General features: G+C 35.4%; 12 protein-coding genes. 8 read left to right on the forward strand and 4 right to left on the reverse strand.

The window, feature by feature from the left end:
- The first annotated feature begins 214 nt into the window (after nt 1-214).
- The 8 genes from BGI23_RS04120 to BGI23_RS04155 all read left to right on the forward strand — a co-directional run bounded on the left by BGI23_RS04120 (nt 215) and on the right by BGI23_RS04155 (nt 7,802).
- A complete protein-coding gene (locus BGI23_RS04120) occupies nt 215-1,303 on the forward strand; it encodes a DUF871 domain-containing protein (RefSeq protein ID WP_070805285.1) in 1,089 nt (362 codons plus the stop codon).
- Nucleotides 1,304-1,376: 73 nt separating this feature from the next.
- Nucleotides 1,377-3,317 (forward strand): BglG family transcription antiterminator, encoded by a 1,941-nt coding sequence (locus BGI23_RS04125; RefSeq protein ID WP_070805286.1) that lies wholly within the window; start codon nt 1,377-1,379, stop codon nt 3,315-3,317.
- Between the two features lie 111 nt (nt 3,318-3,428).
- Nucleotides 3,429-3,749, forward strand: a complete 321-nt coding sequence (locus BGI23_RS04130; RefSeq protein ID WP_070805287.1) for a PTS lactose/cellobiose transporter subunit IIA — start codon at nt 3,429-3,431, stop codon at nt 3,747-3,749.
- Between the two features lies 1 nt (nt 3,750).
- Nucleotides 3,751-4,056 (forward strand): PTS sugar transporter subunit IIB, encoded by a 306-nt coding sequence (locus tag BGI23_RS04135; protein WP_070805288.1) that lies wholly within the window; start codon nt 3,751-3,753, stop codon nt 4,054-4,056.
- A gap of 74 nt (nt 4,057-4,130) precedes the next feature.
- The gene (locus tag BGI23_RS04140; protein WP_001013059.1) at nt 4,131-5,441 is read left to right on the forward strand and encodes a PTS sugar transporter subunit IIC; all 1,311 of its coding nucleotides are present in this window, start codon (nt 4,131-4,133) and stop codon (nt 5,439-5,441) included.
- Nucleotides 5,417-5,695, forward strand: a complete 279-nt coding sequence (locus BGI23_RS04145; RefSeq protein ID WP_000900037.1) for a hypothetical protein — start codon at nt 5,417-5,419, stop codon at nt 5,693-5,695. The genes BGI23_RS04140 and BGI23_RS04145 overlap by 25 nt, the downstream gene beginning before the upstream one ends.
- On the forward strand, nt 5,685-6,770 hold the full coding sequence (locus tag BGI23_RS04150; protein WP_070805289.1) for a DUF871 domain-containing protein: 1,086 nt from the start codon (nt 5,685-5,687) through the stop codon (nt 6,768-6,770). The genes BGI23_RS04145 and BGI23_RS04150 overlap by 11 nt, the downstream gene beginning before the upstream one ends.
- Nucleotides 6,771-6,878: 108 nt before the next feature.
- The gene (locus tag BGI23_RS04155; RefSeq protein ID WP_000393381.1) at nt 6,879-7,802 is read left to right on the forward strand and encodes a HEAT repeat domain-containing protein; all 924 of its coding nucleotides are present in this window, start codon (nt 6,879-6,881) and stop codon (nt 7,800-7,802) included.
- A 50-nt stretch (nt 7,803-7,852) separates the two neighbouring features.
- Here BGI23_RS04155 and entC read toward each other — a convergent pair whose 3' ends face one another.
- From entC to BGI23_RS04175, 4 genes are all read right to left on the reverse strand, one after another.
- Complete coding sequence (entC, locus tag BGI23_RS04160) at nt 7,853-9,208, reverse strand: cell wall-binding protein EntC (protein WP_070805290.1); 1,356 nt, start codon at nt 9,206-9,208, stop codon at nt 7,853-7,855.
- Nucleotides 9,209-9,655: 447 nt separating this feature from the next.
- A complete protein-coding gene (locus tag BGI23_RS04165; RefSeq protein ID WP_002020451.1) occupies nt 9,656-10,807 on the reverse strand; it encodes an ABC transporter permease in 1,152 nt (383 codons plus the stop codon).
- Nucleotides 10,808-10,833: 26 nt separating this feature from the next.
- Complete coding sequence (locus BGI23_RS04170) at nt 10,834-11,508, reverse strand: ABC transporter ATP-binding protein (protein WP_000609103.1); 675 nt, start codon at nt 11,506-11,508, stop codon at nt 10,834-10,836.
- Nucleotides 11,505-12,608, reverse strand: coding sequence for an efflux RND transporter periplasmic adaptor subunit (locus BGI23_RS04175; RefSeq protein ID WP_070805291.1), 1,104 nt, complete (start codon nt 12,606-12,608; stop codon nt 11,505-11,507). Before BGI23_RS04175 ends, BGI23_RS04170 begins: the two co-directional genes overlap by 4 nt.
- Nucleotides 12,609-12,765: the final 157 nt, after the last annotated feature.

Below are 12,765 nucleotides of genomic sequence, written 5' to 3' on the forward strand. Positions count from 1 at the left end.
TAAAAAACTGACAAATTTGTGGAAAGACTACACAACTATGAAAAAAAGATGTAAAGTATAGATGTATAGACTGGTAGTTGTTATGAATGATAGAAATTGTTTTTTCTTTAAAGAAAGCGGATTCAAAAAGTGGTGAATGAGAAGGGGATATATACTTTTTCACTACATATATTTGAAAAGGTTTACAAAACAATGAAGAAAGAGGCGTGTACATATGAGACGATTAGGTATTTCTATTTATCCAGAACATTCAACAGTAGAGAAAGATAAGGAATATTTAACATTAGCAAGTAAATACGGATTTACACGTGTATTCACATGCTTATTGTCTGTAGATGGAGAAAAAGAGAAAATTATAGAAGAGTTTAAAGAAACGATCTCTCATGCAAATGCATTAGGGTTCCAAGTATTAGTTGATATTAGTCCAGCTGTTTTTGAACAACTAGGTATTTCGTATAATGATTTATCATTCTTCCATGAACTAGGTGCGTACGGTATTCGTTTAGATGTTGGTTTCTCAGGATTAGAAGAATCAATTATGACGTACAATCCGTATGGCTTAAAAATTGAGATTAATATGAGTAACGGTACGAAGTATGTAGATAATATTATGAGCCATAGACCAAATCGTGAAAATTTAATTGGTTGCCATAATTTTTATCCGCATCGTTATTCTGGATTATCATACGATCATTTCATTACATGCTCGAAACAATTTAAAGATTACGGTATGAGAACGGCTGCTTTTATTTCATCATTTGATGCAACATATGGACCTTGGCCCGTAACAGAAGGATTATGTACGTTAGAACAGCATCGTGAACTGCCAATGACAACACAGGCGAAGCATTTATTTGCGACAGAATTAATTGATGATGTTATTATTGCGAACGCTTATGCATCAGAAGAAGAATTACAAGCACTAGGTGCATTAAATAAAGAGAAACAAACATTTGATATAGAGTTATATGATACAACGACAGAACTAGAAAGAATTATCGTATTAGATGAACCTCATTTTTATCGCGGGGATGTATCTGAATATATGATTCGCTCGACACAAAGCCGTGTGAAATATAAAAAAGAAGAGTTTAAACCTCATCATACACGTGAAATTAAGCGTGGCGATCTTTTAATTGATAATGAACAGTATGGTCAATATAAAGGTGAATTGCAAATTGCTTTAAAAGATATGGTGAACACAGGAAAAACAAATGTAGTTGGCCGAATTGTGGAAGAAGAAATTTTCTTATTAGATTATTTACAAGCATGGGATAAATTCGGATTTACATTAAAGAAATAGATAAAATGAAAAAGGAAAAAACTACTGACCTCAGCAGCTTTTTCCTTTTTATATAAGTGCGAGAGGAAGAGCTATGACAAAGGTGCATCAGCGATTAGTTTCTATTTTAGAGGAGTTTTTAGAAGAGAAATCGATGTTAAATCGAGCTTTTTTAGCGAGCCGTTTACATGTATCAACGAAGACGATTCAAAAAGATATAAAGTTATTGAATGATATATTGGAAGAAAACGGAGCGAAAATTGAATCGCAAAGAGGGACTGGATACGAACTAGAAATTATACAAGCGAAGAAGTTTGAAGAGTTTTGCGTGAGTCTATTTCAAAAACAGACAGAAAAAATCCCGACTTCTTATGAAGAAAGGGTAGCTTACATTCTGCAACGTATTTTAACGACTGAGGGATATGTGAAGCTTTCACAGTTAGCAGAGGAGATTTATGTCAGTAAATCGACTGTAAATTTAATTATGAAAGATGTTACAGATATATGTGGCCGCTATCAATTACAAATTGAAAAGAGACCGTATTATGGTATACGTATTGTCGGAGAGGAGTTTCATATTCGTTCTTGTTTATCACAATATGGTTTACCGCGTTATGACCATACTCCGTTTCATGAGCAATTTGAGCAGAGTGATACATACTTATCGTTACTTCATATACCGCTTATCCGTTCGGTTATACTAAAGTATATCGAAGGAGGAGCGATATATTTATCAGATATAGAAATTGATAATTTAGTCATTCATATTGCAATTGCATTAAAGCGTTGTGAAGATCAACATTATATGAAAGGACTACATGTAGAGCAAGCTGAACTTATCATAAAGAAAGAATATACAATTGCGAAAGAGATTTTAGAGGATTTAGAGAAAGAGTTGCATCTTTCATTTCCAGAAGAAGAAGTTTTATATGTGACGATGCATTTATTAAGCACTGCTGTTACAACGAAAGATCGTTATGAAAATGTGGAAGAACTATTAGGAAAAGATCTATATGCATTCATGCAACATATTCTTTTTAAAGTAGCGGAAGAACGGAATCTTATTTTTTATTATGATGAAGAATTATTATTCGGGTTTGGTGTTCATTTAAAAACGTTATTAAACCGTTTGAAGTATAAGTTAAATACGAGAAATCCTCTTTTGGCAGAAGTGAAAAAGAATTATCCGTATGCTTTTGAAATTGCGGTTCTCGTTGGAGATATAATTGGTGAATACACGGGAGAATTGATTCCGGAAAGTGAGATTGGTTATATTGCGATTCACTTCGGCGGAGCGATGAGTCGTTTACAGGAACAGAATCAAAAGAAAAGATGTTTATTAGTTTGTGCGACTGGTCAAGGAAGTGCTCAACTATTGAAATATAAAATTCTATCACAGTTCCGAGATAAATTAGAGATTGTAGGGATTACAGGTTATTATCAATTGAAAGTAGAAGATCTCTACAAAGAAAAGATAGATTGTATTATTAGTACGATTCATATACCAAGTGGTTTACCTGTGCCTGTTATAAAAGTAAACTCAATATTTGATGATAAAGAGATTAAGTCAATTGGTCAGCAGTTATTTACGCATGTGAATACTAGTGTGCAGCAATATATGAAGGAAGATTTAATCTTTTTAAATTACAGTGCTTCTACGAAGGAAGAGGTTATCCAATTTTTATGTGAGAAAGCTGCTGAAAAAAATTATGTACCAGAAAACTTTTATGACTCTGTTATGGAAAGAGAGAATACATCCCCTACAGCGGTTGGAAATTTAGTTGCGATTCCACATCCAATGCAGTTATTAAGTGAGAAAACATTTTTGATGTTTTGTACACTTAATAAAGCGGTTGACTGGGGAGATAAGAAAGTACAAGTTATTATTTTATTTAGTGTAAAGCGCAATAATAATGAAGATTTACAAAAGCTTTATGATTTTTTATATGATATTATGTCTAATCAAAATACGATAGAGAAATTAGCTCAGGCTGAAGTGGTTGAAGATTTTCAAGAGATATTATTATCGTTATAAGAGAAGTATATAAAAACTTCCGTTACACAACGGAAGTTTTTTATGTTTAATTGTATGCGTTTTCATAATAAGATAACCATATAGAAAAAAGATAGCTTGGGGGAATTTGAAATGACTGATATGCAAACTCCATTTGCGTTAATTTTACATGGTGGCAACGCGAGAAGCGCGTCACTTGAAGCAATTGCTTTTGCAAGACAAGGAGATTTTGAGAATGCGAGTGAAAAGATGACACTTGCTAGTGAAGAAATTTCAGCAGCTCATCGCATTCAAACAGACTTAATTCAAGAAGAGGCAAGAGGAAATCATGCAGAAATCAGTTTACTGTTAGTGCATGCGCAAGATCATTTAATGAATGCAATTACAGTGAAAGAACTTGCTGAAGAATTTATCACTCTTCATAAACGAATAGAAGAGAAAGTGACAGTATAAGATGTACATTTTATTATGTTGCGCAGCAGGCATGTCAACGAGTATGGTTGTAAGAAAAATGCAAGAAGAGGCAATGAAACAAGGGAAGAATTATAAAATTAAAGCAGTTGATTCAGAACTTGTGAAACTGGAGATAAAAAATGCTGATGTTGTTTTAATCGGACCACAGGTGAAGTATTTGCTTCCAGCGGTACAGTTTCTTGCGAAGTCATACGATATACCAGTTGCAATTATAGAGCAACGAGATTATGGCATGTGTGACGGTTTGAAAGTATTGAAACAAGCAGAACAATTAGTTTTAGCATAATTATATTTTTTTAAATATAAACATTATAATGTTATAACTTTATTTCATAGTAAGGAAAAAGAGGAGGGGTATTGATGAATGGTTTTATGAGTTTTATGGAACAAAAGATTATGCCAACAACGCAAAAGATTGCAGGACAACGACATTTATTAGCAATTCGAAACGGAGTTATTTCTACATTGCCGTTAACGATTGTCGGATCATTTTTCGTTATCTTTTTAAATTTACCAATTGATGCATATATGGAGTGGATTGCACCGTTTCGTCATATTTTAGATATTCCATTCCGATTTACAGTAGGTTTAATGGCGCTATACGCAGCATTTGGGGTAGGAGCTTCACTCGCCAACTTTTATCAGCTCAATCAGTTAAGTGCAGGGTTGTTATCTGTACTCGCCTTTTTACTAGCATCAGTTGAACCAATTCAAATTACGAAAGCTGTACCAGGTGTTATTGATGCAGGTAGATATATTTCAGTAGGAACATTAAGTGCAACATCTTTATTCGGAGCAATTGTTACAGCTTTAATTGCAGTAGAAATTTATCATTTTATGATTAAGCATAATATCTCGATTAAATTACCAGATAGTGTACCACCAGCAGTTTCAAATTCGTTTGCAGCATTAATTCCAACTTTAGTCGTTATTCTTTTATTCTGGGGTATTCGTTACGGTTTAAAATTTGATGTAAATACAACAATCACATATTTAATCGCACCACTAAAATCAGTATTAGTAGGAAATAATTTATTCGGCGGTTTATTAACGGTATTCTTAATCGTGTTCTTCTGGTCATTCGGTATACATGGTCCTGCGATTTTAGGACCAATCATTCGTCCGATGTGGGATTCAGCAATTCTTGAAAATATGGAAGTATTCACAGCTACAGGAAATGCACATCAATTACCAAACTTATTTACAGAGCAATTTATTCAATGGTTCGTATGGATCGGTGGATCAGGCTCAACGTTAGCTTTAGTTATTATGTTTATGTTCTCTAAATCTAAGTTCCTAAAAGAGTTAGGTAGATTATCATTTGTGCCAGGCTTATTCAATATTAACGAACCGATTATTTTCGGGGCACCAATTGTAATGAATCCAATCTTAATTATTCCATTCGTTATTACACCGTTAGTGACAACGACAGTATCATATTTCGCAGTTGTTTCAGGTATGATTCCGCTGATGATGGCGAAATTGCCATTTACGATGTTAGCACCAATTGCAGCGGTTATTAGTACGGACTGGACAATTATGGCTGGTGTACTTGTACTTGTTAACTTTGTTATCTCATTCGTTATTTACTATCCGTTCTTCAAAATGTATGAGAAACAACAATTAGCAGGAGAGGAGAAAGAAAAATGCTCGGAGCAATTATCATCTTAATTACATTTGTAGCGGGGCAGTGTATTGCACATTATTCAAAATGGGTACAAAGTAAATCTTTATTAGTTTTACTACTAGTATCAATTGTATTTATCGGTAGTTCAATGGGTGCCTATGTAATGCTAAGCTTACAATCACCGTACGTAATTATTGTACCAACGATTTTATGTGCAACATGTTTATCTGCAAAATATAGATTTACGAGCATGGCATTAATACAACGTGTGAAGGAGATGCAAAAGCATGGAGCGTAAATTAGGAATTTCACTTTATCCAGAGCATTCAACGAAAGAAAAAGATATGGCATACATTTCGGCAGCGGCACGCCACGGTTTTTCAAGAATATTCACATGCCTATTGTCTGTGAATCGTCCGAAAGAAGAAATTGTAGCTGAATTTAAAGAAATTATTCATCATGCGAAAGATAACGATATGGAAGTTATTTTAGATGTAGCTCCAGCTGTCTTTGATCAGCTCGGTATTAGTTATAGTGATCTATCATTTTTCGCAGAGTTAGGTGCAGACGGTATTCGATTAGATTTAGGGTTTGACGGATTAACTGAAGCGAAAATGACAAATAACCCGTACGGCTTAAAAATTGAGCTAAACGTAAGTAACGATATTGCATACTTAGAAAATATTCTTTCGCATCAAGCGAATAAGTCAGCTTTAATCGGTTGTCATAACTTCTATCCGCAAAAATTTACTGGACTTCCATACGAATATTTCATTCGCTGTAGTGAACGCTTTAAAAAACATGGTATTCGCACGGCAGCGTTTATTACGTCACATGCAGCTAACATCGGCCCATGGGATATTAACGACGGATTATGTACATTAGAAGAGCATCGTAACTTACCGATTGAAGTACAAGCGAAACATTTATGGGCGACAGGGCTTATTGATGACGTTATTATCGGAAATGCTTATGCGAGTGAAGAAGAGTTAGAGAAACTAGGAAACTTAAATCGTTACATGTTACAGTTAAAGGTACACTTTGTAGACGAGGCGACTGAAGTAGAGAAGAGAGCCACGCTACAAGAATTACATGTAAGACGCGGCGATATAACAGAATATATGGTACGTTCTACAGAAGTACGTAAGAAATACAAAGACTATGACTTCCCGGTGCGCGAAAGTGTACGACAGGAAAGAGGGCAAGTTGTAATTGGAAACAATTCATTTGGTAAGTATAAAGGTGAACTACAAATCATTCTAAAAGAAATGCCGATAGATGAACGGAAAAATATTGTCGGTACAATTGTAGACGAAGAGTTATTCTTACTAGATTATGTAGGAGCTTGGACGCAGTTTACTTGTGTGGAATAGGGGAGAGAAGGAGAGGATGCTGTGGCATCCTCTTTTTTCTGTTGAAATGGTAGTCTATCGTATATAGAATGCAAAGAGATAGACTTAATTTGGACGGGAGAGAAGGAGATGGAAGAGTATATAGATGATTTATTAAGGCGGATGGATGATGAAGAAGCAGGTATTCGGCAATGTGCGTATGAAGAAGCGAGGGAGTTAAATGATTTATCGCTTTTTTCTTGTTTCCAAGAGAAAGTAACGGAAGCACGAAAAGTATATATAAAAACGAGCCTTTATTTTTTAATTACACAACTTGCAATAAATACTAGAGAGATGTATATTGCAGATTATTTGATAAATCGGTTAGAAAGTGAAGAAAGCAGGGTAGTGTTGGATAGTATGCTTATAGATTTAAGTAAATTATCTGAAGCGAGCAATGCACATAAAATTATTCCTTACATATATCATAAAAATAGTGGAGTTCGTTATTCCGCTGTCATTGCTTTAAAGTTGTGTAAATCGTTAGAAGCAGAAGATGCCTTATTGAAGTTACTTACAGTGGAAGAGAATCGAGATGATATTGTAAATATATGTGCTACTTTACATGAGATTGGAACAAAGCGATCAATTTTATCTTTAACGAAACTTTTACACAGCGATAGTGCTTATATTCGTTCGGCAGCCATTGAGACTTTGGCAGAAATCGGAAGAACAGACTTACAAATAGTTTATATTGATTCTTTATCTGATAGAAGTGTCATGGTGAAATATGAGGCCATTCGAGCTATTTATGCATATGGAGATGAAATGGCGATTAAGCCAATTTGCGAACGTGTAACGAAAGTTGTTTCTAGAAGACGTAAAAATCAAGTAGAGTCTATTGATGAATCAGAAATCCTCATCGCTCTTCGTTTCTTACATAAGTTTGCTAATCATGAAGAAGTTCTAAAGACATTTGATAAAGTGTACAAAAAACGTGGAAACTTGTTTATGTCGGAGAGGAAATGGCTTCGAGATAATATTACTTACTTTCAAGAGAAAGAAAGAATGTAAGAATCATAAAAAAAGAGTCAGCCTCAATGAGACTGACCCTTTTTTACAAACTAGTTTAATACTTTAACTGTAACTGTTTTACGTCCCCAGTTACTTGATGTACCTTTATCAGGCATTAAAACATCGATTTTGTTTCCTTTAATAGCTCCACCAGTATCACCAGCGATTGCTACTCCGTAACCTTCAACCCATACTTTTGAACCTAATGGAATGACACTTGGATCAACCGCGATTAGTTTCATGTTTGGATTAGCTGTTAAGTTGTGACCTAAAGCTGATTTTACTTGGTCGCCTGCTTTATAACCATTTTCAAGTGGATCTGCTGTATAAGCTGTTGCTACAACGCGTAATTCACGAGAAGATGATGGTGCACTTGTTTCAGTTTCTTTTGCAACAGGTTGTTGTGTAGCTGGTTTTTGAGCTTTAGCCGCTTCACGAGCTTTAGCTGCTTCTTGAGCTTCAGCTGCTTCTTGAGCTTTAGCTGCTTCACGAGCTTTAGCTGCCTCTTGAGCTTTAGCCGCTGCTTGAGCTTCAGCTACTTCTTGAGCTTTAGCTGCTTCACGAGCTTTAGCTGCTTCTTGAGCCTTAGCTTCTGCTTGAGCTTCAGCTGCTTCTTGAGCTTTAGCTTCTGCCTGAGCTTTAGCTGCCTCTTGAGCCTTAGCTGCTTCACGAGCTTTAGCCGCTGCTTGAGCTTCAGCTGCTTCGCGAGCTTTAGTTGCTTCCTCCGCTTTAGCTTTTGCTTGCGTTTCAGCTACTTCACGAGCTTTAGTTGTTGCCACGGCTTTAGCTGTATCTTGAACTGTAGTTGTTTTTGCAGCTTTAACTACTGGTTGAACTTTAACTGGAGCTTTACCTGTTAAGTAAGGAACGTGAACATAAGCTGTTTTTCCGTTATATTCAAATTGGATCCAACCATTTTCAACTTGGTGTGTTGTTTCGATTACGTCATCTTGTTTCAATTTACCAAGAATCTCTGAGTCTGTGTTTGCACCAGCACGTACGTTTAATACGTTAGCTGTTACGTAGTAAGTGTCTTTTGTGTAGTCAGCACTAATGAAAGCTTCTTTACCGCTATTCAATTTCACTTTTGACCATCCGTTTTCTGTATGTAAAACGTTAACTTTATATCCATCTAATAATTTTCCTACAACTTTTGATTCAGTAGTTGGGTTTTCTCGTACATTTAGTACATCAGTCGTTACGATTGTTTCTGCTTTAGCAGATGTTGTGAAAATCCCAAGACCAAAAACCGCTGCTGTTGCTATACCCATAAATTTTTTCATAATAGCCTCCATTGCATTTGTTTTCGTTGACCTCATTATAGCAACCATTATTTTCTTATTTGCGAAAAACATAAAATTACAAAGCTTTCGTAACGGGTCATTAATATTTTGTAATAATTCCAGTAATATCCTAAAAGTGCTTTCTTATAGTTTTTAGGGGAGATTTGAGCATGTGATGCATAAAAAAGGTAGTATTTCAATTTCTGATAGGTTAATATTGTTTCTATAGTGTTACGTAATTATTTCGTAATCATTACAAAAATGGCGTATTTTGCTGTCGGAACAGAAAAGTAGTTATGTAAAAATAACTATTTTAGTTGTGGAGAAATAAAAATGAGGTGAAATTTAATAAAATATCGCTATAATTGTTACAAAATAAGTCGAGGTATGGAAAAAATTACGCCTTGATTTTCGACTTTCACATAGTATTTTTGCAATAATAGGATTCTATAATAGATTTAGTAGATTAAAATAATGAAAGATGTTTATAACGTGAAACATATATAATAGAAGAAACATGATTTAATAGATAAATAAAAAACGTAGGAGTGTAAACTCCTACGTTTTTGTTTATTCATATCGTAAACATTCAATTGGATCCAGTTTTGCAGCTTTGTTAGCTGGCAGTAAACCAAATATAATACCGATTAACATGGAGATACCTACTGCAAGAAGTCCAAGTTCTTTTGAGACAACGAGTGGCCATCCAGCAAAGATGGAGACAATCCAAGCGAAGAAGATACCGAGCATGAAACCGATGAAACCACCGAGTCCTGTTAAAATACAAGATTCAATTAAGAATTGTGTTAATACTTTACCACGCGTTGCACCAAGTGCTTTACGAATACCAATCTCACGTGTACGCTCTGTTACAGATACAAGCATAATGTTCATTACACCGATACCACCAACAAGTAAGGAGATAGCGGCAATACCACCGAATACCATCTTCATCATACCGATTGATTCATCTAATTGCTTCGTAAATTCACCTAAGTCTTGTGCTTCGAATTTGTGCTCAAATTTAGGAGCTTTCATTTCGTTTAAAACAGAAACGGCTTGTTTTTCTACACTTTTACGTTCGGCCGGAGAGGTCATTGTTAATCTTACAGAGTCATACTCAGTTACTCCTGAAATGACAGGCGCGTTTTCAAGTGATGTATAACCTTCAGGCATAGGCATTCCGAAGTCGTTTTTCGTTTCGTATACACCAACTATTTTATACGGCTTTCCTTTTATATCTGTGTATTGATTTGATTCCCAACCACTAAATAATTTGTTGAAAGCTTCTTCATTTAATATAACAGCAGGGATTGCTTGGTTTAGCTCACTGTCGTTTAATTCACGACCGTGAACTAATTTTATTTTCGAATCTGTCATAAAGGCGCCTGTTCCGCCTTTTAAATCAAGATTTACATCTTTTGAACCAGCAGATGCTTTTACTTTCATACTTACATCTGGATACACATCTTTAACGCCTGGTACAGTTTGCAGTCGGTTTAGCATATCAGCTGTAATTTTGGCATTATCTGTTCCATAGTCAGGATTGTTGTAGTAAATCGTTACTTCGTTATCTTTTCCTTGGCCTAACTCTTTTTTAAACTTTGCGTTTGTACCATCACCCATTGAAATGATAGTAATAATGGCACTAATACCGATAATAATACCTAACATCGTTAAAATAGAACGCATTTTATGGGCAAAGATAGAGGAAAGGGCCATGCGTATATTTTCACTCGTGTTCAAAATTAACCTCTCCAATCTTGGACGATATTTCCGTCACGAATTACAATTTGACGTGCTGCAGCTTCCCCGATTTCACGATCATGGGTAATCATAATGATTGTTGAGCCTTGTTTGTTTAATTCGTAAAAGAGGTCCATAATTTGTGTACTTGTTTTCGTATCAAGTGCTCCAGTCGGTTCATCGGCTAAAATGAACTTTGGATTATTTACGATTGCACGTGCAACAGCGACACGCTGTTTTTGTCCACCTGATAATTCGTTCGGTAAGTGAGTAGCACGATCAGCTAAACCTACTTTTGTTAAAGCAGCTAATGAGCGCTCACGTCTTTCCTTTTTATCAACTCCAGCGTAAATAAGAGGTAGCTCTACATTTTGAAGTGCTGTAAGTCTCGGTAATAACATAAAGTTTTGGAATACGAATCCGATCTCTTTATTACGAACGCGTGCAAGTTCTGTTTCAGACATGTTTGAAATGTTTTGTCCAGCTAGTTCGTACGTACCTGTCGTTGGTTTATCTAAACAACCGATAATATTCATTAAAGTTGATTTACCAGAACCAGATGGTCCCATAATGGAGGTGAATTCTCCTTGGTTCAGTGTTACGTCAATTCCGTGTAATATTTGAACGGATTCTGCACCATTTTGGAAGGATTTCGTGATGCCTTTTAAGTTAATCACTGGGCGACAACCTCCATACCATCTTTTAAGTCTTTTTCAGGTTTAGAGATAATTTGTTCTCCTTTTTTCACTCCAGAAACTTTTGCTTCGCTATCAGTCTCGAATTCAACAGTAATTGCTTGTTCTTTCGCTTTACCGTCTTTTATGACGAAGACAACATTTTTGTCACCTTTTTTCACGATGCTGCTTTTCGGAACAATTGTACCAGTTGCTTCGCCAGATTTACTCGTTACGTAAACGTGGAAGCCGTTTTGTAATTCTTCACTATTATCTAATGTGACAGTGAATTGATAGTTAGAAACAGTTTTATTTTCGTCCATGCTCTTTAATGGTGTAGAACCGATTTCTGTTACTTTTCCTGTCCAAGTCTTACCAGCGACAGTTTTTGAAGAAACAGTTACTTCTTGCCCAACTTTCATACTAGCAAGCTCATATTCAGAAAGTTGACCTTTTACTTTAAATGGACCAGCATGACGAAGTGTAATACCGCTCATACCTGTTTTTTCATCAGCAATTTTTACGATATCATCAATTACGCCATCAGCAGGACTCGTTACAGAAAGTGTGTTTACTTTCTCTTTTGCAGCTTTAATCATTTCATCAGATTTTTCAACTTCAAACTTTTTCATTTCAAGCTGTGATTCTAATTGTTGTACCTCGATTTCTGATGCTTTTAATGCTTCAGCAGGAAGGCCTGCATTTTTATCTTTTTGTAACTTTTGTTTTGCTGCATCAATTTGTTTTTGGAACAATGTTACTTCTTTTTGTGCGATTTTCTTTTGCATTTCTGCTTCAGTTACACCTTGTTTCGCAGTTGGGTCATTGTATTTAAATAGAAGCTGCCCTTTTTTTACTTCATCACCTTTTTTTACAGCTAATTCATACGTACCTTTTGTTGGATCAAATGAAATTGTTTCAATTCCGTTTGGAATGACTTCACCGCCAAATTTTTGCGCGTTTTCAATTTGTTTTTCTGTTACTTTATATCCGCTATATGCCATTGCTACTTCTGAACCGCCGCCAGCAAATGCAAAGTATGATCCAGCTGCAATTCCGATTGCTACTACACTAGTAATTAACACTTTATTTTTCTTCTTCATCTATTTATCACCTTTTCGTTCGTTTTAGTATCTACATTAAGTATAGAAGAGGGAAAGAATCTGACAAATCGTTTTAGCTTACAATAACCTTACAGTTTTGTAAGGTATGAATATGTAAATGTAAGGTAGAGCTTGTCCCAGTGTAAGCAAATGAATT

The sequence above is a fragment of the Bacillus sp. ABP14 genome (assembly GCF_001831375.1).
GTDB classification, from domain to species: domain Bacteria; phylum Bacillota; class Bacilli; order Bacillales; family Bacillaceae_G; genus Bacillus_A; species Bacillus_A paranthracis.